The sequence below is a fragment of the Paludisphaera soli genome, from assembly GCF_011064595.1.
GTDB classification, from domain to species: domain Bacteria; phylum Planctomycetota; class Planctomycetia; order Isosphaerales; family Isosphaeraceae; genus Paludisphaera; species Paludisphaera soli.
In genome coordinates, this window is record NZ_JAALJI010000017.1 from 1 (window position 1) to 18715 (window position 18715).

Below are 18715 nucleotides of genomic sequence, written 5' to 3' on the forward strand. Positions count from 1 at the left end.
TGCCCTCTGGGGTTTTCCCGGGGCCTCCTTCCCTTGAAGGACGATCGCCGGTCGAGACGCTCCGTGGGTTCCTCCCGCTCTCGCGCACGGACACCGCTCCGCACGACCATCTCGCGGAGCTCGCCGCAGGCGAAGCCCCCGCATCTGTTGTCGTAGGCCGGATGGTCGACCGTGGACATCGGGCTCAGTTCGAGGTCGTCCGCGATCGGCAGGTCGCGTACCATCCGCCGTCCTCGTCTCTCCGGCGAGGAGCCGCGATTCCCTGCCGATCCGCTCAGCGGTCCTAGGCCATCGGACGGAGCCTCCGCCGAGAGTTGCGACGCCGATCGTCCCGAAACTACGGGCTTATGGAACCGAGATGACCCGGTGTTCGGCCAGGACTCGCAGCAAGTTCCTGGAGGTATCCGGCCCGAAGGTCCCCAGATCGAGCCAGCCCTCACCCTCGTGGGAGGTGGAGGCCAGCCAGCCCATCCCGTCCCTGCGGTATAACGCGAGATGCTCCGGGAGATTCGGGGAGATCCAGGCGTAGAGCTTGTCGGCCTTGGCAACGATCTCGATCGACGCCTTCGTGATCGTGTAGCAGCGGACTCGAGCCTTGCCGCCCAGGAGCTTGGTCCCGGGCCATTCGTGGGCATGGCGTTCGTAGCAGAGCCAAGGCTGGAGCCGTCGGGCCAGTTCCCGGGCGGCTGTTCGAAATGGAGCTGGTCCCTCCGACCAGGGCGAACGCATGACAGTGCTCCGCCGCGAAGTCGAGGATGGCCCGGTCCGCTTCATCGGCCGGCTCCTTCTCGAACAGGACCAAGCCCGGCGCGGCTTCGCGGTCCGCATGTGCGCTATGGTGAGAGCTGCCCTCGGGGTTGGAGACCATGCGGTCCGTCGCCCGGATGATCGATCTGATCCGAGGCCAACCGGAGTCTTTGGGCTCGAACACGACTCTCTCCGAGAATCATCCGATCGACAGGCACGGGCATCCGCTCAGCACGGATCATACCGCGTTGATCGGCCCGGCACGCCCTGAAGTGGGGTGCCGCCCTCGTGCTGGCTTCGGCCGAGGCTTTTCGGCCGCCCAGGTTCTTTCAGCGGGGCCGCCGCCGACGTTTCCAGACGGCCTGCACGCCTCGGCCGGAAGGGGCGGGGTGGTATTCGAGGATCAGGCGGTCGAGGTCGGGGATCGTCATGAGGCCCTCGCCGGGGAGCCCGACGGTGCGGGTGAGCTTCAGCCGGTGGAGCTGGGCGGTCAGGGCGCAGACGACGGCGTCGAGCTGGTGCTCCGAGGCGTCGGGGCGTCGCAAGCCAGGGACGAGCGGGCGGAGGGCCCGGTGGATATCGCGCCGGCCCTCGGCCGTGCGCTTGCCGCGCCAGGGGAGGCCCAGCAGCTTGAGGGTGGCGAAGGGGTAGACTTCCAGCGGCGTGCAGCCCGATTCGCGGAGGGCGGCGGCGATCCGCTCGCCACGGCGGGCGAGCACCTTGATGAGGGCCGTCGCGAGCGTCGGCACCCGCATTCGGGCCAGCTCGCGTTCGAGCTGGCGGCTCCGCGTGCCCGGATCCCGGCGACATGGGCAGTCGTCGTCCAGGCAGCACCGCCCCAGCGGCCGGGTCAGCGGCGCGTTGACGGCCACCGTCCCGCGCCGCCCCGCGAGCGCCGCCAGCCGGAGGATCTCGGCATCGGTCGACGCCGAGGTCAGCAGCTCCAGCCGTCCCTCGCGCAGCACCGCCACGCCGGTCTCGCGATGCTCCACCCCCGCCAGGTCGATCCCCACGCAGGCCGGGGCCTTCGACGCGGCCAGGGCCCGGATCTTCCGCTCCGTCGTCGTCATCCCGTCATTGTTCGGGGCGGCGTCATGGTGGACAAGGGGATAGTTATCGCTTCGACTTCATTCCGGCCGGGGCGGGTCGGGCCCGACGGCGAGCCAGGGATAACGGGGGGCGCGTTCGTACTTGACGAGAATCGGCTTCAGTAGGCGACCAGCCGCCTGGCGCGGTCGGGCTCCCTGGGCCGGGCCGCTTGGAAGGACCGGCCCCAAATCCATCGGTCTCGGCGCTCCATCTCCTCGATGCGTCGGCATACTGCGAGCCAACGCTCGCGGGTCCGGTTCTGGGAGTTCTGTCGAGGTGCAGGCCCGACCCGCAGATGCACGACCGCGTCACCCGGACGATGGCGTCCTGGGGTGCAGGAGCTTCGGCATCGTCTTCTCGTCGACGCGGACCCGCAAGGGCCCCCGATCGTTCACGGCCAGGATCGGAGTCGGCGCCTCCCTGGAGTGTCGTCCGGCCGACGGCCTCGGCCCGTCGCGCCCCGCCCCCGGGAGATCTGCGAACCGAGGGCCGGCCCGCGGCCGAGGCGGGCCGCCGGGGGGGTCTCCTCAACGCCCCTTGGACCGGGAAGAGGGGGCCTTCTTCGTCGCGGGCTCGGCCCTTCCCTGCTCGTCGACGATCTCGCCCGTCTTGAGCCTCACGCGGATCGACTTCGCGGGGGCCGCCTCGTCGTCGCCACTTGATGAGAGGGAGTTGCCGATGTTCAGGATCAGCGTCTCCTGCTTCTCGTCCAAGTGGTGGCCGCGGCCCCACCAGATCGAGCTGACGGAATGGGGCAGGCCCTTCACCACCTCCGGGGCGAGGAAGTCCTCCAGGCCCATCGAGCGGACGAGCTTGCCGTCGCGGTCGTACACGACGACGACGTTCGAGCCGTACCCCATCGAATGCCAGTTGTCCAGCGTCACGACCGATCCATCGTCGGCGACCAGGGCGGACGTCGGGGAAACGTCGTTGGTCAGCGGGCGTTCCCAGACGATCCGGAACTCTCCGGCCTCGGTCTTCTCCTCAAGCTTCCCCCTCGCCTTCGGGCGGGAGGCCTCGTCCGGATGGTTTTGAAACAGCTGGATGAACGGGTTCCCGTTCGCGGGCTCCACCGTCAGGCGGTGGCGGCCCTCCTTCGAATCGACCTGGAAAGTCTTCGGGGGCGACCAGGAGTCGGCCCGGGATCGGGTCGGGGCGGCGAGGGCGAGAGCGATGGTGACGGCCAACAAGGCCGGGATGGGGCGAGGCGTCGGCATGATGTCCTCCAACTCCGGGTCGACGGGACGTCCGCCGGGGCTTCGGGTCGAGTGGTCGTCGCCCCCGCGGTGCCGGCGGCGAGGTGCCAGGGGGGCGAAACCCGCCGGACGACCCGCCCTTTCCTTCGACCCAGGATCTGCCCAAGGAGTTCCCTTCAGGATGGACCATCCGGCGAATGCGCCCGTTTCGCGGGCTTGCGCCGGGCCGATTTCGGGGCCGGGCTCGGAGGTCCGGGGCGTCGCCCTCAGGGGGCGGCCGGCTCCAGCTCGGCGACGACCATGGTGTGGACGTCGACGCGGGGGACGAGGACGGCGGAGCCGTCCAGGGGCAGGTCGAGCCCCTCGGGCTCCTGGCGGACGCGGGCGAGGCGGTAGCCGGGGGCGAAGGCGACGCGGACGTCGCGGATGGGGACGACCTCCTCGCGCAAGGGGACGTCGTCGTCGGGCTTCGCGTGGTGGGCGGTGGTGTTCAGGTCGTTGAAGAGGTGGACGATCAGGCGGTCGGACCCGCCGTGAGACTGGCGCATGACGGTCGCGTGGACGCACATCGGGGCCTCCACGGCCACCGGCGGCGGCGCGGGGGCGACGTGGTCCACGGCGGCCTGCAGCAGCAGGCGCTGGTAGGGGTAGGCGTAGAGGTAGTACGCGGCGTCGAACCCGGCGGCGAGGTAGACGACCCGCCCCCGGCCGTGCGCCCGGGCGACGACCGCCGGGGTCTCGGGGGCGTCCGGGGCGTCCTTCGGGCGGATCAGGCCGGCGACCTGCGCGGCCGGGTCCGTCACCTCGACCCTCACGGCCGGGCCCTTGAACGTCACGGGGCGATCGGCCAGCAGCCGGACCAGGACCGGTGCGTCCAGGAACGAGCCGGGGGCGGGGCGGAAGTCGAAGACTCCCTTACGCCTCTCCCAGTACTCGGGGCCGACGGCCTTCGCGAAGTTGACGTCGAGCGCCGTCGGTTCGCCCCCCTTCGCGTCGAGGACGCCCCGGTGCTCGACGCCGAGGACGTCGGCCAGGGCGAGGCGCTCGCGGGGGTCGCCGTACTCGTCGAACAGCGAGGCGTCGAGGCTGGCGACCAGCCCCCCGCCGCTCCGGACGAAGCCGTCGACGGCCGCGGCCTGGGCGTCGTCCAGGCAGGCGACGTTGGGGAGGATCAGGACCTTGTACTTCGCCAGGTCGGCCGGGTTCAGGTTCCAGTCGTTGAGGATCGCGAACGGCCGGTGGGTCTCGGCCAGCGCGCGGAAGGCGCCCAGGACGGCGGCCATCGAGCGCTCCTCGACCAGCCCCGGCGAGCGGCCGTAGAAGTTGCGGGAGTCGTCGCTCAGGACGATCGCCGCCCAGGGCTCGGGCGACTTGTCGACCAGCCAGGGCCTGCGCCGGCGGACCTCGTCGAGGCAGGCGTAGGCGTCCTGCTGGAGCGGCCCCGGCTGCGAGACGGCCAGGCTGGGGGCGGCGCCGTAGGTCAGGGCGAGCATCATCCGGCGCGAGATCTCGTGGGGCGGGAACGAGTCCTTGCCGTAGGGGTTGCCGTGGCTCATCAGGTAGGGCTCGCTGAAGGCGACGCGGTGGTTCGTCGTCGCCCAGATGTACGCGTTGGCGAGGGCCGGGGCGATGGTCGCGCCGCGGTTGGTCTCGTCGAGCCAGAACTCCTGGTCGGGGGCGTCGAGCAGCAGGTTCATCCGCGAGGGCATGTTGCGCGGGACGCTGAGGAAGTGCCCCCAGCGGCCGGCGTTGGTGGTCCAGGTGACGAGGGCCGCGTCGGGCTTGATCCCCTTGAGCCGCGTCTGCATGCGGCGGATCAGGCTTTCCATGCGGCGGTCGGCCCAGTGGCGATAGCGGCGGAAGGCGGGGTCGTCGAGGTTCGCGTCGGGGATCTCGGCGCCGGCGTCGCGGCGGTAGGCGTCCCGGCATTCCTTGCAGTAGCAGACGCCGCCGTCGTGGAGGCCGTCGAAGCTGAAGGCGTCGACGTCCGGGAACAGGGTCAGGATCTCGGCGAGGACCTCGATGAAGAAGTCGCCGTAGGGTCCCTGCAGGCAGAGCATGCCGCCGTAGGGGTTCTGCTTGAGGTCGACCGACGGGATCTCGGTCGTGTTGCGGTCGATCCGCCGCCACTCGGGGTGGGCCTCGTAGACCTCGCCCTGGAGGCAAGGGGGGTAGACGGCCAGCACGCGGACGCCCAGCATCTTGTACTCGGCCAGGTCCTTCTCCAGCCGGTCGGGCGGGACGTGGGGGCTTCGGCGTTTGAGGAGCTTGCTGTCGTAGTAGGCGTAGAACGGGTCGACGAAGCCCAGCTCGCTGATCGTCACGCCGTGGGCGGCGGCCTCGGCCCGGCCCTTCGAGTCCATGCCGGACAGGGTGTAGCCGACGCCCGTCGTCTCGCGGACCCATCGCGGCGGGACGATCGGCCGGAACGGCTCGACGTCGAACGGGGCCTTCGGCAGCGGGTCGCCCCAGATCCCCTCCTGCGCCCCGGCCGGGGCGACGAACGCCCAGGCCAGGACCAACGACGCCAGCGATCGCGGCGGACGGGCCTTCATCGTGCGATCCTCCTCGGGGACGGACGCGGAGTCGGCGACGGACGCGGGACCGGGCAGGTTACCACGGCGGGCGGCCGGTCGGGTTGGAAATCGTGCGAACCCGAGTACAATCCCCGGTGACTGATGGCATCGGCGGGCGACGGACCGCGAGGGAGAGGACGAGGGGACCGGGGCGAAACATGTTCGAATCGTTGAATCAGAACCCGTTCTTCTCGGGCGGGATCTGGCTGATGCTCGTCGGGGCCGCGGCGGCGATGCTGCGGAACCTGCCGGCGCGGATCTGGGAGTTCGTCCAGCGCTGGTTCTCGATCGCGGTCGAGGTGCCGGACCGCGACCCGGCCTTCCGCTGGCTGCAGGTCTGGCTGGCCTCGCAGCCGTACGCGGGGAGGGCGCGCGACCTGAGCCTGGCGACGACCTGGGTGCCGGCCGACCCCGACGCCGAGGCGGAGGCCGCCGTCTCGTTCGACGACGACGAGTCGACCACGCGGGGCGGGGCGTCGCGGGTGAAGTTCCTGCTCTCGCCCGCGCCCGGCGTCCACTGGATGATGTACCAGAACCGGCCGGTGATCCTGAACCGGGACCGTCGCGACCTCCAGGCCGGCGGCGCCCGGACCTTCCAGGAGACGCTCTCGCTGATGGTCCTGGGCGGGTCGCGGGCCCTGCTGGAAGACCTGCTGGAAGAGGCCCGCGCGCTGGCCTGCCCGAAGTCGCCGGGGGTGAGCATCCTCACCAGCCGCTATGAGTCGTGGGAGGCCACGTCGTGGCAGCCCCGGCGGCCCCTGGCGTCGCTGGTGCTGGGCGAGGGCGTGCTGGAGGACGTGCTGGACGACCTGAGGGAGTTCGCCCGGTCGCGCACCTGGTACGTCGAGCGTGGGGTGCCGTATCGCCGGGGATACCTGCTGCACGGGCCGCCGGGCAACGGCAAGACGACCCTCGTGCTGGCGGCGGCGGGAGAGCTAAACCTGTCGGTCGCGGTCCTCAGCCTGAGCAACCGGATTCTCTCGGACGACTCGCTGCGCGCCATGGTCGACGCCCTGCCGCCGGCGACGATCCTGCTGATCGAGGACGTCGACTGCGCGTTCAAGACCGAGCGGACGACCGGCGACCAGACCGGCGTGACCCTCAGCGGCCTGCTCAACGCGCTCGACGGCGTCAGCTCGCGCGAGGGCCGGATCCTGTTCCTGACCACGAACCACCCGGAGCGGCTCGACCCGGCGCTGGTGCGCCCCGGCCGCGTCGACAAGAAGGTGACGCTCGGCAACGCCACGCGGGGCCAGGCCCGCCGCCTCTACCTGTGGTTCTACCGCGGCTGCGGCCTGGCCGACGACCGCCTCGAAGCCCTCGCCGAACTCTTCGCCGAGCAGGTCCCCGAGGGGGAGGTCTGCATGGCCGCCGTCCAGGAGCACCTCCTCCGCCACCGCTCCTCCCCCGAGGCCGCGGCGCACGAGGCGGACTTCGAATCCCCCGCGCCCGACCCGGCCCCGATCGAGCACCCGTCGCATGAACGAGCGAACGCCCCGGCTTGAGTTCGTCCGCCTGCTGGCCCGCGCCGCCGAGGCCGGCCGCGTGCGATGGGACCCGCAAGGGCCCGCCGACGATGTGTTCGTCTGCCGGGCCGTCGCCGACGGTCGCCGGTACGAGTTCCGCTGGATCTGGTGGTACGGCGTGGACGGGACCACGCTCGACCGCCAGGCCGTCGTGGTCGCGTCCGACGCCGTCGCCGTCGCCTCGACCTGGGGGACCGAGGCGATGGACCCGGCCCTCCGCCTGCTCGCCACATCGAAGCCCGGCTGGCGCGAGCACGTCCGCCGGATGGTCGATCCCGAATTCCAAACTCTCCTCGAAGCCCCGGAGCCGACCATGGCCGAGCCCCCGACCGTCTCCGCATCCTGGCGGGACTACGCCGTCGCGATCCGCGACGCCAGCGTCCGCGGGCGGCTCCGCTGGGAGCGTTCGCCCGCGCCCGATGATTGCGAGATATACGTGGCCGAGGTCGACGGGGACCGCTCGCTCGTCGTCGAGATGCTCCGCCCGGTCGAGGGAGAGGATCGGAGGCCCCACCTGATGGCCGTCCGCGTGATGGGCCTCGGCGGCGCGATCTTCGCCGCCGGGACCGAGGGGATGGAATTGATCCGCGAGGCCCTCGCCGCGAGCCTCCCCGACTGGGCCGCGACCCTCGCCGCCGAGCGCGAGGCGCTGGAGGCCGAATGCCGGTTTCTCCGGGAGCCTTGCGGATCGTAGGCGGAAATCGAGGCGGGCTCAGGTTCCCGGCGGCATGGGGACGATGACGAAGGTGTCGTCGGCGTCGAGCTTGAAGTCCAGGCGGTAGCGGTCGAGGATCGTCCAGAGGATCTCCTGGAAGTGCAGGTCGTCCTTCGCGTTGCGGGCGACCTCGACCTTCAGGTCCTTCAGGGCCGGGTCGAGCTTCAGGCGGCGCGGGCCCGAGATGGGCGTGCCCCGCTGGAGGTCGATGTACCACTCCAGCGAGGTGCCCGGGCCCAGGCTGTTGGGGCCGATGCGGGTCGGCTTGCCGAAGCCCGCGACGACGGCGGCGGCGAAGAAGCGGGCTTCGCGAGAGGCCTCGGGGCCGCCGTCGCGGGCGAACTCGGCGAGGAAGTCGCGGGCCGCATCCGATCGGCCGCCCAGCCCGTCGAGCCGCGCCAGGATCGCGACCTTCTCGTCGCGGGGGGCGTCCCCGACGTCGCGCAGCAGGGCCTTGATCCGGGCGAGGTCGGCCGCCGGGTCGGCCTTCTTCTTCGGGGCTTGCTTGCTCGCGGGCTCCTCGGTCGCGAGGAGCGGGCCGGCCACCGGCGAGGCGAGGGCCGCGAGGATGAGGAGGGGGGCGAGGCGACGCGGGCGGGGCTTCATGGCAGGCCTCCTGGGTGGGGCGTCGCGGGTCTGCTCGTCTTCCCTTCCCCCCCGGTGGGGGAAGGTGGCCCGGAGGGCCGGATGAGGGGGACCATCAAGGCGGACTTCACGAATGAGCGACGGCTTTCCGAACCGCCCCCCTCATCCGGCCTTCGGCCACCTTCCCTCAGGGGGGAAGGACGATTCGCGACGGTCGGGCCGCCCGTTTCTCCGTCGCATTCCCTGCTCGTCTTCCCCCTCATCCGGCCGCCTTACCTCAGAGCGTCAGGGCCGGGGGTCCTCGGCGCGGGGGATCCAGGATTCGTCGAAGAAGCCGGCCTGGACGATCTTGCGGGGCTCGCGCTGGGTGGTGGGGGCGGTCACGTCGACGACGGCGAAGTCGGGGAGCTTGGGGGTCTGGCGGGCGTTGTTGAGGTCGTCGAACTCGCGGTAGGTGAAGCCGCTGTTGAGGACGACGTAGCGCGCCGGGTTGAGCGGGTTGGGGAAGATCAGGATCGGCGCGTGCGTTTTCGCGTCGTGAGATTCGCCGGCGATCTCGACGCGGTCGGCGGTCCACTTCACGGGGAGCCCGTCCAGGACCTTCGCCAGCACGGCGTTGCTCCCCGGATCGCCCCAGAGGATCAGGTTGGACGAGGCGACGTCGGCCTCGGTCACGTCCCGGTCGTCCTTCACCGGGGCCCGGCCGCGGAACTGCTTCCGCCAGCGGTCGAGGGCGAGGGAAAGCTCGGCCTGCGCCCAGGCGCCGACCTGTTCGTTCCGAGCCGGGCCGGTGGGGCGGACCATCAGGAAGGAGTCGTAGAAGGCGTCGTCGATCGGCCCCTGGAGCCCGTGACGCTTGGCGAGGCCGCCGTCCTCCTCCTGGCCGGCGAGGGTCCAGTGGCCGTCGGCCCGGCGGAAGCTCGCGGTCCACGAGCGGTCGGAGAGGGGCCTGGGGGCCGCGACCTCGTCGCCGTCGATCCGGACCCGGACCGGCTTGCGGACGTCGAACGGGCAGCGGCCGGGGGGTAGCGACAGGGTCAGCGCGGCGACGTTCCGGGTCTGCAGCTCGGGGCCGATCTCGCCGGGGAGCATGACGCCCCCCTCGTGGAAGGCGTACAGCTCGGCCTCGACGCTCGCCTGCTCCCAGTGCCGCCCCAGGGCGTCGAGCCGGACCCAGGCGGAGCGGTCGTAGCGGAGCGTGAAGGTCGTGAAGAGGACCCGGTCGGGCAGGGGGTCGCGGCCGACGCGGGCGATCGCGTCGAGGCGGCGGTCGATCTCGGCCTTCGCCTCGGGCGTGTACTTGTGGCCGGCCCCGACGCCGATGACGTGCACCAGGTCGATCCCCTCGTCGGCCAGCGCGCGGGCCATGAAGTCGGCGGCCTGCTTCTGGCCGTCCTTCTCGCCGCTGTAGGCGACGGTCGGCACGTTGAACAGGTTGGCGGCGTAGCCGGTGCTGTCGTAGAGCCGCCAGAGGGCCTGCTCGTACCAGGGCGGGGGGGGCGGCGCGCCCGGGCGGAAGATCCCCAGGAAGTCGGCCGATTCCGAGAACCCCGCGCCGGGGGCCGCCGCCGCCCAGACGCCGGGGAAGTGGGTCGCGAACTGCCAGGCGGCCGCGCCCCCCATCGAGAACCCGCGCAGGATCAGGCGGTCCTCGTCGATGGGGTAGTGGGCCTTCACGTCGTCGAGGGCCTCGAACAGGTCGACCTCGCCGGCGAACTTGTTGGCGTTGCAGAACCGGCCGTAGGGGTGCAGCACGAAGGCGTCGGCCGGCGCGAACTCGCCGACGGACGTCATCCGCTGGCGCAGGAAGTTCAGCTCGCTCAGGGTCTCGCCCCGGCCGTGGCACCAGACGTCGAGCCGGGACCGGTGCGGCGAGCCGTCGCGGTACGACTCGGGCACCACCAGGCCGTAGGGCTGGACCGAGCCGTCGATCTTCGAGACGTAGCCGCGGACGACCAGGCCGGTGGCCGCGTCCCAGGGGGCCTCGCCTCGCTCCAGGGCCCCGGCGCGGTCGGCGCCTTGCTGTAGCAGTTCGCGGGCCCAGCCGACCTCCTTCAGGTCGAAGAACTCGCCGTGCCGCAGGGCCGAGCCGACGGCCTCGCGGAAGATCTCGACGTCGGGGAGGAGGGCGAGGAGCTTCGGCCGGTCCTTGAGCGACTCGCGGAGGGCGTCGATCCGCCGGCCCAGGGCGTCGGCCCCGGCCCGCAGCTCGTCGCGGTCGGCGTCGGGCAGGGCGACGCCGGGCGGGGGGATCGGCCGGAGCTTCTCGCCCGGGCCCTGGGCCCGCGACGGGGGGGCCGCGGCGAGCGCGATCGCGAGGCAGAATGCGGCGACGGAGAGGAGGCGCGGCATCGGCGGTTCGTCCTTCCCCGGATCGAGGCGCGTCGATCCGGCCCGGGGGTCATCGAGGTTCGCCCGGCCCGGCGGAGGGCCGCGACCGTCCCGCCCCCGATCATACGGGGAGCGCCCGGCCCCGTCACCAGGGCGTCGGGGCGGTCGCCGACTCCGGCTCGCAATGGCCGGCGTAGATGCTAGGATGGGTCCGTTCCGCGAGCGTCCGGGCGATCGCGGCTTCCTGGTTCCGTCGGGGGTCCGCTTCGCTTATGGTCGAGCAATACGGCGTCTACATCATGCTGGCGGGGCTGGCCCTGATGGTCGTCGGCTGGCTCTGGCTGACCGTCAAGGCGTTCCGCGACCGCACGGCCTGGGGGGTGGCGGTCCTGCTGTTCCCGCCCCTGGCCCCGGCGTACGCGCTGGCGAAGGGGGGGGCGGCCTGGGCTCCGGCGGCCGTGCTGGCGGCGGGGGTGGGGCTCACGGCCTTCCCGCCGCTCTACACCCGGTACGTCCCGGTGGACCTGGGCCCGTACGAGCGGATCGTCGACGGCGAGCGCCACCTCACGCTGACCGGCTGGGACCGCGAGGACTACGCGATCCTGGGGTCGAAGTCCGACGCCGTGGTGCTCCAGATGGCCAACCCCGACGTCACCGACGCCACCCTTCGGAACCTGAAGGGCTTCGACCGGCTCCGCGAGCTGGACCTGAACGAAACGCAGGTCGGCGACGAGGGGCTGAAGGCCCTGGCCGACCTCCCCGCCCTGGCGAGCCTGCGGCTCAAGGGGACGAAGATCACCGACGCCGGGTTCCGGGCGACGCTCCTGAACAAGGAGTCGCTGCGGCGGCTTGACTTGACGGGCACGGCCGTCGATCGTGAGACGGTGGAGGCGTGGCGGGACGCGCAGCCGGGCCGGCGCGCGATGCAATAACAGCCGCCCGCCTCCGCACCGCGACGATCGGGCGACGGGGTCTGTCTCTTCGGGGGGGTCGCAATCGTGTCCACCAAGCTCGACGTCTCGCAGCACGGCAGCCCCCGGAACGCCCTCCTGCTGGGCGAGGCCTGCTCGCTGGCCTACCTGGCCGAGCCCCAGGCCGCGCAGGGCTTCCGCGAGAATCTCGGCCTGGAAGCCCGCCTGATCGCCGCCGACAACACCCAGGTGTATGTGGCGCAGAGCCCCGAGGTGGTCCTGGTGGCGTTCCGGGGGTCGGAGTGCCCGACGAGCCTCGACGGCTTCAAGGATTGGCTGCTGACGAACGCGAACAACTACCTGATCCTCCCCGAGGGCCGGATCGGCACCGACTTCGTGGCGGCGGGGGTGGGGGCGCGGTTCCACCGGGGGTTCATGGGGGCGCTCGACGAGATCTGGACCCCCCTGTACGCGGCCGTGGACGAGGAGCTGCGCCGGGCCGAGCGGCCGCTCTGGGTGACCGGCCACAGCCTCGGCGGGGCGCTCGCACTGCTGGCCGCCTGGCGGTTCGAGCGCAACTTCCTGACGGTCGACGAGGTCGTCACCTTCGGCGCGCCGATGATCGGCAACGAGGCGGCCGCCGCGGCGTTCGAGAAGCAGTTCGCGAAGAAGATCTCGCGGTACGTCAACCTGGAAGACCCGGTGCCGCTGCTCCCCTCGGTCAGCCTGCTGACCAACACCTACGTCCACTGCCCCACCGAGGTCTCGCTCGCCGACGCGGCCGCCGCCGGCTCCGCGCTCGACGCCCTCAAGCAGAAGGCCGGCGCCGCCGCCGACGCGGTCCTCAGCGCCAGCCTGGCCGACGAGGTCTGGGCCGCCGTCCAGGGCCGGATCGCCGCCCATTTCATCGACCGCTACCTCGACCGCATCCGCAAGCGGGCCGACGAGACGGCCTGAGGGCGAAGGCGCGAGGTCGAACGTCGCGAGGGCTCGACCGAGGGAGAGACCAGGCATGCCCTATCAATTCGCGGGATTCTTCGCCCGCCCCGCCGTCCCGAAACCGGCGGATCCCCCGCCGGACGCGGTCTGGCGCGACGTGGCCTCGCCCTTCGTCGGCGTCGGCGTGCTGCTGCCGGAGTGGATCGGCCGCACCCCCGCGCCGGGGCGCGTCCGCGCGCTCGCCCGTCGCCTCGGGCTGGATGCGGCCGAGGGCTGGCTGGACCTCACCTACAGCTGCTGGGGCGGCGACGTCGACTTCGTCTACGGCCTCGGCGTGCGTGCGGGCGAGGCGTTCGGGCCGATCGAGGTGAAGGAAATCGGACGGGCGGAGGCCGCCTACCTCGACCTGATGGGACGGTTCGGGATCTCGGCCGAGGACGCCTTGCGGTTCGAGCCGTTCACGCGGGGCTATTGGGGCGTCCACCGCGACATGGGCTGACCCGCCCTTCGCCGCCTTGGATGCGCCGGCATGGTTCTTGCACTGGATTCCCCGACACGGCGCTCAATCCCGGTCGATGGCGACTCGCGGGCGACCGCGATTCAGGCGTTGTTGAAGGCGGAATCCCTCATGGACCTGGTCATCACCTACTTCCCCAGGCTGGAGCACGTCCACACGTCCTGGCTCCTGCTGGGCATGCTCGTCGGGGCGGCGGCGCTGGCCGGCATCCTGTTCCAGATCGGGCTGGTCGGGTGGGTGTTGCAGATCTTCGGAGCCGTCGCCCGGACGAGCATCCGGGGGGGCTTCCGCACCTGGGAGGCCCTGCTCGGGTGGGCGTCGTGGGAGCAGTACCTGGCGGTCACCCTGGGGCTGCTGGCGGTCGGCGGGATGCTGGGGAGCTGGTTCCCGCCGCTGCGGATCTTCTGCGGCACGGCGACGATCGTCATGGGAGCGTCGGCCTGCCTGGCTTACATGTTCATCGACCTGGAGCGCAACGAGGTCGAGCGCGGCTACAAGGCGGTGCACAACCCGCTCAAGGGGCAGCAGCCGGCCGAGAACCTGCGCAAGCACGGCAAGCAGGTGACGGTGCCGCTCTTGATCTCGGCCACCGTCGCCACCATCGGCGGGTTCGCGCTCCTGAACCAGGGGCTCTATGAGACCGTGGCGTCGAGCTGGTACGCGGTGTCGGACGACCTGGAGGCGCCGGCCTACGTCGACTTCCTGGCCTTCTCGCTGACGCGGGTCCTCCGGCTGGTGGACGTGCTGGACCTGGCGAAGTCGCACCACATCCTCGGGGCGGAGTCGGTCCGCGCGGCGGCCTGGCCGGCGTCGAGCCTGGCGGCGGCCTTCCGGATCTTCTTCACCGTGGTCCTGCTGCACCAGGTCTTCGCCTCGCTCCGCCAGGGGAAGATGCTGGCCGAGACGATCGCCGACTTCTGGAGCCCGCACGAGCCGATCCACGTCCGGGCCCGCAACGCCCTGCCGGTGTACGGGATCGTGGCGATCGGCCCCCTGCTGCGGTCGCTGCGGTCGGTCGAGTCGCTGACCAAGGAGCAGCGCGAGCAGCTGCCGATCGTGCTGGAGTCGATGGGGCCGTCGATCATCCCGGCCCTGGACCGGCACCTGTTCGACTCCCACGAGTACGTGCGGGCGATCTCGGCGTCCGCCCTCGGGCGGCTGCACGCGGCCGACTCGGTCTCGGCCCTGGTGGCCCTGGCCGGCGACGAGAGCCCGGCCGTGCGGCAGAGCGTGGCCGAGGCCCTGGGGCGGATCGGCGGCGAGCCGGCGGGCAAGGCGCGGAAGGGGCTCTTCTTCCGGGGCCGGCCGGGCGGCCGGAGGCGCTGGACGCGCTGGCTCCGCTGGCGGCGTCGCGGCGTGGTGGTCCCGGCCTCGCCCACGGCCGACCCGATCGAGCTGGCGGTGAAGACCCTGGAAGGGGCCCTGGAGGACGAGTCGTCGACGGTCCGGGCCGAGGCGGTCGAGGCCCTGGGGCGGATCGGCCCGGCGGCGGCCCCGGTCGCCCCCCGGCTGATCGCGCTGGCGAAGGAGGAGGACGAGAGCCTGCGCTGCCAGGTGGCGCGCTCGCTGGGGGCCGTGGGCGGCGACCCGGGGCCCACGGTGGAGGCGCTCGTGGCGCTCCTGGGCGACGCCGGGCCGACGGTGAAGGCGGCGGCGGCGGCCTCGCTGGGGGCGATGAAGGCCCAGGCGGCGCCGGCGGTCTCGGCCCTCTCGACGCTCCTGCAGGACCGCGAGGAGTCGGTGCGGACGGCGGCCGCCGAGGCGATCGCGCAGGTCGGCCCGCTCGACGTGGCCGCCACCGAGACCCTGGTCGAAGGCCTGGCCAGCGAGGACACCGTGGTCCGCGCGCAGACCGCCGAGGCGCTGGGGACCATCGGCGCGGCGGCCGAGGAGGCCGCGCCGGCCCTGGTCGAGGCGATGGGCGACGAGAACGACCGGGTCCGCGCCGAGGCCGTCGAGGCGCTGGGCAAGATCGGCGCGAAGGCGGCGGACGTCGCCGTGCCGGCCCTGGTCCGGGCCCTGGACGACGGGGACGACGCGGTCGCCGCGCTGGCCGCCGAGGCCCTCGGCCGAATGGGCCCGGCGGCCGCCCCGGCCGCGCCCGCCCTGGTCGCCGCGCTCGGCCACCTCAGCCCCCGCGTCCGCCACGACGCCGCCGAGGCCCTGGGCGAGCTGGGCCCGGCCGCGGCGGCCGACCGCCCCGAAGTCCGCGAGGCCCTGGAGGCCGCCGCCCGCGACGAGGACGGCGGCGTCCGCGGCCGCGCCCTCCACGCCCTGGGCGAGATCGGCGACCCCTCGCCCGCCGCCCGCCGCCTGATCCTCGACGCCTTCGACGACGAGGACCCGCTCGTCCGCTCGGCCGCCGCCGCCACGGCCGGCCTCTGGGGCGACCCCTACGCGGCCGTCGTCCGCGGCCTGCTCGACCTGCTCGACGATCCCAACGACCAGGTCAAGGTCGAGGCCGCCCGCGTCCTCCCCCGCCTCGCCGGCGCCACGCCGGAGGTGGTCGAGGGCCTCTGCCGCCAGCTCCTGGAGGACGACAGCGACACCGTCCAGGCCCACGCCGCGCTCGCCCTGGGCAAGCTCGGCCCCGAGGCCGCCGCCGCCGGCGAGCCGCTCCTCCGCGCGGCCCGGACCGGCGAGGTCGGCGTCCGCGAGCAGGCGATGCGCGCCATCGCCATGATCCAGCCCCCCGAGGCCGTCGAGGCCTTCGCCGTCGGCCTCAAGGACGCCTCCGTCGAGGTCCGCACCCTGGCCTCGGCCGGCTGGATGAACGCCGAGGCCGTCCCCCCCGAGGCCGCCCCCGCCCTGGTGGAGGCCCTGCGCGACCCCGAGTCCCGCGTGCGAGCCAACGCCGCCCAGGCGATCGCCAAGCTCGACGCCGTGCCGACCGACGCCGTGCCGCTCCTGGTCGAGTGCGCCGCCGAGCCCAACGACGCGCTCCGCCTCGCCGCCGCCACCGCCCTGAAGTCCGCCCCGGCCGAGGCCGTCGCCGAGGTGATGGAGCACCTGACCGAGGACCCCAACCCCCGCGTCCGCCTCGCCGCCGCCGGCGCGATCCTCTCCGTCGACCCCGACGACCACCAGGCCGCCGCCGTCCTCCTCGACGCCCTCGCCGACCCCACCACCCGCGTCCGCGAGACGGCGTTGGAAGTCTTCGAATCCCTCGGCGAGGAGGCCTCCAAGGCCCTCGACGCCGTCCTCCGCGAGCAGGGCGTCGCCATGCCCACCGAGCCGGAACCGGAGCCGGAAGCCACGCCCGAACCCGAGCCCGGCCCCGGCGCGACGCCGGCCGTGACCGCGCCCTGAGCCGACCGATCGAGGACCAAGTGACCGACCGTGAAGCCCTCCACCGCCGCTTCGCCGAGCGGTTTCACGCCGGCAAGCGGATCCGCCCGGCCGCCGAGTCGCAGGTCGACGCGGCCGAGGCCGTGCTCGGCGTCCTCTGGCCCGAATCGTACCGCCGCGTCGCCCTCGCCTGCGGCGTGCTTTCCACGGGGTCGCTCCTCCGCCTGATCGCCGAGCGCGATCCGGGATTCTCGGACGTGCAGGAGTTCCTCACCCCTCGCCAGGTGGTCGTCGAGACGCGGCGCTCGGGCCTGGAGCCCGCCGGGGCGTGGGTCGTCATCGCCACCGACTGCTCGGGCAACCTCTTCGCGTTCCGGGATGTGCCCTCGTCGCCCCCCGGGCCCGACGACGCGCCGGTGTGGCTGTTCGACCACGATGAAGACTCGATAGCCGTCGAGGCCCCGTCCTTCGACGCGTGGCTCGCCCGCTTCCTGGCTTATGTGAAAGCGTCCGACGCCCGCGGAGCCCCCTGCAGCCGGCCGTCCGGCGGGAGGCTCGCGGGGTGACGTTTCGTCGGCTCAGCCCAGGCTCTCCATCGTCGCGACCGACTTCGAGTCGACCGAGGCGCGGACGAGGAGGCAGGCCAGGACGGCGGCGCGGCCGTGTTCGACGGTGCAGACCGGCTCGCTGCGGGTCTGGACCGACTTCACGAAGGCCTGCAGGGCCAGCAGCGTGTTGTTGGTGACCGGGCCGCCGAGGACCTGGTCGGGCTTCTTGGAGTCGGGACGGTACGAGAAGGTGCCCGAATTGAAGTCGACGCCGCCGGCCTTGCCGATCAGGCGGGTGTACTCCTCGTTGAACTTGTTGGGCGCGACCCAGCTGTGGACGATGTTCACGAAGACGTTCCCGGGGTACTCGACGACCCCCGCGTAGTAGTCGTGCACGTCGCGGTCGGGCTGCTTGTCGCGGAAGAGGTCGTCGCGGCCCATCGCCATCGCCCGCACCGGCGCGGCGCCGACGGCCCAGTTCAGGACGTCCCAGTTGTGGACGGCCTGCTCGACGATCCAGTCGCCCGAGCGCTCGCGCTTGCCGAACCAGTCGTAGAGCGGGCCCCACGAGTTCGACCAGAGGATGCGGCCCTCGACCAGGTCGCCGATCTCGCCCTGGTGCACCGCGGCGATGGGCTCGATGAAGTGGGGGTCGGCCCGGCGCTGGTGGCCGATCTGGACGATCTGCTTGCTCCCCCTCGCGGCGTCGACCACGGCGTCGAGGTCGGCCCGGCTGAGGCACATCGGCTTCTCGCCGTACAGGTCCTTGCCGGCCGCGATCGCGTCGAGGTAGCAGCGGGCGTGCAGGTCGCACGGGATCGCGCTGACGATCGCGTCGATCCCGTCCTGCGCCAGGATCTCCTTCCACGAGCCGTCGGTCGACCCGGCGGGCCGCTTCTGGCCGGCGGCCTCGACCGTCTTGAGACCGCGCTCCAGGTGCTCGGCGTCCACGTCGCAGATGGCGCGGACCTCGACGCCCGGGATCTGCAGGAGGTTCTGGAGCAGCGCCGAGCCCCGGTTGCCGGCGCCGATCAGGCCGATCCCCAGCTTCTCGTTCGCCCCTTTCGTCCCGGCGGCCAGCAGGGGGGCCGAGGCCAGGGCCCCGGCCGTCGCGCCCAGGAAGGTTCGTCTCGGCATGCTCTTCATCGCAGGACCTCCGGCCGGGACGGCCCGGACGCTCGGCCCGCCCACCCGAGGGACGGCCCGTCGGCGCTCGCCCGACCGCCGTATTCGACCCGATCCGCCGGCGCGTCGCAAGCCACCGCCGGCGGGCGGGGTGCCTCGATCCGCATCGCTTCCGCCCCCGGATGGCCCGGGGTTTGCACTCTCAGGACGGCCGTGATTCGAGGCCCGCGAAGGCGAGTCCTCGAGGCCCGTTGGATTCCCCATTCGATGAAGGATGATCCCATGAAGACCCGGACCACCAAGCTCGCCGCGCTGGCCCTGTTCGTCTCCCCGGTCCTCTTCCTCGCCACCGGCTGCGAGTCCCAGGGCCCGGCCGAGCGCGCCGGCGAGAGCCTCGACCGCGCCGCCGACAACGTCAAGGACGCCGTCGACCCCCGCGGCCCGGCCGAGAAGGCGGGCGCGGCCGTCGATAACGCCGTCAACAAATGATCGACGACCGTCGACCCTTTTGACGAGACACGAGAGGCCGTCCCTCCAGGGACGGCCTCTTTCGTCGCGCGGCGACGCCCATCCCAACCAACCAGACTCGCCCGTGCTTCGTCCGCCCAGTCCGTCCCGTTTC

16 protein-coding genes are annotated in these 18715 nt (G+C 72.5%); 8 read left to right on the forward strand and 8 right to left on the reverse strand.

Features of this window, described 5'->3' with window-relative positions; all coding sequences use genetic code 11:
- The 5 genes from G6O68_RS32430 to G6O68_RS19885 all read right to left on the reverse strand — a co-directional run.
- A partial coding sequence (locus G6O68_RS32430) for a hypothetical protein (RefSeq protein ID WP_206108156.1) occupies window positions 1-224 on the reverse strand: 224 nt, incomplete at its 3' end.
- 121 nt (window positions 225-345) lie between these two features.
- Window positions 346-729 (reverse strand): hypothetical protein, encoded by a 384-nt coding sequence (locus tag G6O68_RS19870; protein WP_165250392.1) that lies wholly within the window; start codon window positions 727-729, stop codon window positions 346-348.
- Between the two features lie 347 nt (window positions 730-1076).
- Entirely contained in the window at window positions 1077-1817 is a 741-nt protein-coding gene (locus G6O68_RS19875; protein WP_165250393.1) for a DUF429 domain-containing protein, read from the reverse strand.
- 546 nt (window positions 1818-2363) lie between these two features.
- On the reverse strand, window positions 2364-3053 hold the full coding sequence (locus G6O68_RS19880) for a hypothetical protein (RefSeq protein ID WP_165250394.1): 690 nt from the start codon (window positions 3051-3053) through the stop codon (window positions 2364-2366).
- Window positions 3054-3298: 245 nt separating this feature from the next.
- Entirely contained in the window at window positions 3299-5587 is a 2289-nt protein-coding gene (locus G6O68_RS19885) for an alpha-amylase family protein (RefSeq protein WP_206108157.1), read from the reverse strand.
- A gap of 179 nt (window positions 5588-5766) precedes the next feature.
- On the opposite strand from G6O68_RS19885, the gene G6O68_RS19890 reads away from it, so the two are divergent.
- Together G6O68_RS19890 and G6O68_RS19895 are read left to right on the forward strand one after the other, a co-directional pair.
- Window positions 5767-7113: an AAA family ATPase gene (locus tag G6O68_RS19890; protein ID WP_165250395.1), complete on the forward strand. Its 1347-nt coding sequence runs from the start codon at window positions 5767-5769 to the stop codon at window positions 7111-7113.
- Window positions 7088-7828 (forward strand): hypothetical protein, encoded by a 741-nt coding sequence (locus tag G6O68_RS19895; RefSeq protein WP_165250396.1) that lies wholly within the window; start codon window positions 7088-7090, stop codon window positions 7826-7828. The genes G6O68_RS19890 and G6O68_RS19895 overlap by 26 nt, the downstream gene beginning before the upstream one ends.
- 18 nt (window positions 7829-7846) lie before the next feature.
- Here the strand turns inward: G6O68_RS19895 and G6O68_RS19900 are convergent, their stop codons facing one another.
- The gene (locus G6O68_RS19900) at window positions 7847-8455 is read right to left on the reverse strand and encodes a hypothetical protein (RefSeq protein ID WP_165250397.1); all 609 of its coding nucleotides are present in this window, start codon (window positions 8453-8455) and stop codon (window positions 7847-7849) included.
- Window positions 8456-8719: 264 nt separating this feature from the next.
- Window positions 8720-10786 carry a prolyl oligopeptidase family serine peptidase gene (locus tag G6O68_RS19905; protein ID WP_165250398.1) on the reverse strand — a complete coding sequence of 689 codons (2067 nt, stop codon included), beginning with the start codon at window positions 10784-10786 and terminating at the stop codon, window positions 8720-8722.
- A 251-nt stretch (window positions 10787-11037) separates the two neighbouring features.
- On the opposite strand from G6O68_RS19905, the gene G6O68_RS19910 reads away from it, so the two are divergent.
- The 5 genes from G6O68_RS19910 (at window position 11038) to G6O68_RS19930 (ending at window position 16986) form a co-directional block, all read left to right on the forward strand.
- The gene (locus G6O68_RS19910; protein ID WP_165250399.1) at window positions 11038-11697 is read left to right on the forward strand and encodes a hypothetical protein; all 660 of its coding nucleotides are present in this window, start codon (window positions 11038-11040) and stop codon (window positions 11695-11697) included.
- A 66-nt stretch (window positions 11698-11763) separates the two neighbouring features.
- Window positions 11764-12633, forward strand: a complete 870-nt coding sequence (locus G6O68_RS19915) for a lipase family protein (RefSeq protein ID WP_206108158.1) — start codon at window positions 11764-11766, stop codon at window positions 12631-12633.
- Between the two features lie 55 nt (window positions 12634-12688).
- Complete coding sequence (locus G6O68_RS19920) at window positions 12689-13114, forward strand: hypothetical protein (protein WP_165250400.1); 426 nt, start codon at window positions 12689-12691, stop codon at window positions 13112-13114.
- Between the two features lie 129 nt (window positions 13115-13243).
- Window positions 13244-16441, forward strand: coding sequence for a HEAT repeat domain-containing protein (locus G6O68_RS33335; protein ID WP_165250401.1), 3198 nt, complete (start codon window positions 13244-13246; stop codon window positions 16439-16441).
- A 20-nt stretch (window positions 16442-16461) separates the two neighbouring features.
- On the forward strand, window positions 16462-16986 hold the full coding sequence (locus G6O68_RS19930) for an SMI1/KNR4 family protein (protein WP_165250402.1): 525 nt from the start codon (window positions 16462-16464) through the stop codon (window positions 16984-16986).
- 12 nt (window positions 16987-16998) lie between these two features.
- Here G6O68_RS19930 and G6O68_RS19935 read toward each other — a convergent pair whose 3' ends face one another.
- Window positions 16999-18105 carry a Gfo/Idh/MocA family protein gene (locus G6O68_RS19935; protein ID WP_165250403.1) on the reverse strand — a complete coding sequence of 369 codons (1107 nt, stop codon included), beginning with the start codon at window positions 18103-18105 and terminating at the stop codon, window positions 16999-17001.
- 270 nt (window positions 18106-18375) lie between these two features.
- Between G6O68_RS19935 and G6O68_RS19940 the strand changes: the two genes are divergently transcribed.
- Complete coding sequence (locus tag G6O68_RS19940) at window positions 18376-18582, forward strand: hypothetical protein (protein ID WP_165250390.1); 207 nt, start codon at window positions 18376-18378, stop codon at window positions 18580-18582.
- Window positions 18583-18715 lie beyond the last annotated feature (133 nt).

Bases quoted from the DNA above. Each gene is read 5' to 3' on its own strand.
- G6O68_RS19870 (WP_165250392.1), bottom strand. From the start codon at position 729: ATGCGTTCGCCCTGGTCGGAGGGACCAGCTCCATTTCGAACAGCCGCC.
- G6O68_RS19875 (WP_165250393.1), bottom strand. From the start codon at position 1,817: ATGACGACGACGGAGCGGAAGATCCGGGCCCTGGCCGCGTCGAAGGCC.
- G6O68_RS19880 (WP_165250394.1), bottom strand. From the start codon at position 3,053: ATGCCGACGCCTCGCCCCATCCCGGCCTTGTTGGCCGTCACCATCGCT.
- G6O68_RS19885 (WP_206108157.1), bottom strand. From the start codon at position 5,587: ATGAAGGCCCGTCCGCCGCGATCGCTGGCGTCGTTGGTCCTGGCCTGG.
- G6O68_RS19890 (WP_165250395.1), top strand. From the start codon at position 5,767: ATGTTCGAATCGTTGAATCAGAACCCGTTCTTCTCGGGCGGGATCTGG.
- G6O68_RS19895 (WP_165250396.1), top strand. From the start codon at position 7,088: ATGAACGAGCGAACGCCCCGGCTTGAGTTCGTCCGCCTGCTGGCCCGC.
- G6O68_RS19900 (WP_165250397.1), bottom strand. From the start codon at position 8,455: ATGAAGCCCCGCCCGCGTCGCCTCGCCCCCCTCCTCATCCTCGCGGCC.
- G6O68_RS19905 (WP_165250398.1), bottom strand. From the start codon at position 10,786: ATGCCGCGCCTCCTCTCCGTCGCCGCATTCTGCCTCGCGATCGCGCTC.
- G6O68_RS19910 (WP_165250399.1), top strand. From the start codon at position 11,038: ATGGTCGAGCAATACGGCGTCTACATCATGCTGGCGGGGCTGGCCCTG.
- G6O68_RS19920 (WP_165250400.1), top strand. From the start codon at position 12,689: ATGCCCTATCAATTCGCGGGATTCTTCGCCCGCCCCGCCGTCCCGAAA.
- G6O68_RS33335 (WP_165250401.1), top strand. From the start codon at position 13,244: ATGGACCTGGTCATCACCTACTTCCCCAGGCTGGAGCACGTCCACACG.
- G6O68_RS19935 (WP_165250403.1), bottom strand. From the start codon at position 18,105: ATGCCGAGACGAACCTTCCTGGGCGCGACGGCCGGGGCCCTGGCCTCG.
- G6O68_RS19940 (WP_165250390.1), top strand. From the start codon at position 18,376: ATGAAGACCCGGACCACCAAGCTCGCCGCGCTGGCCCTGTTCGTCTCC.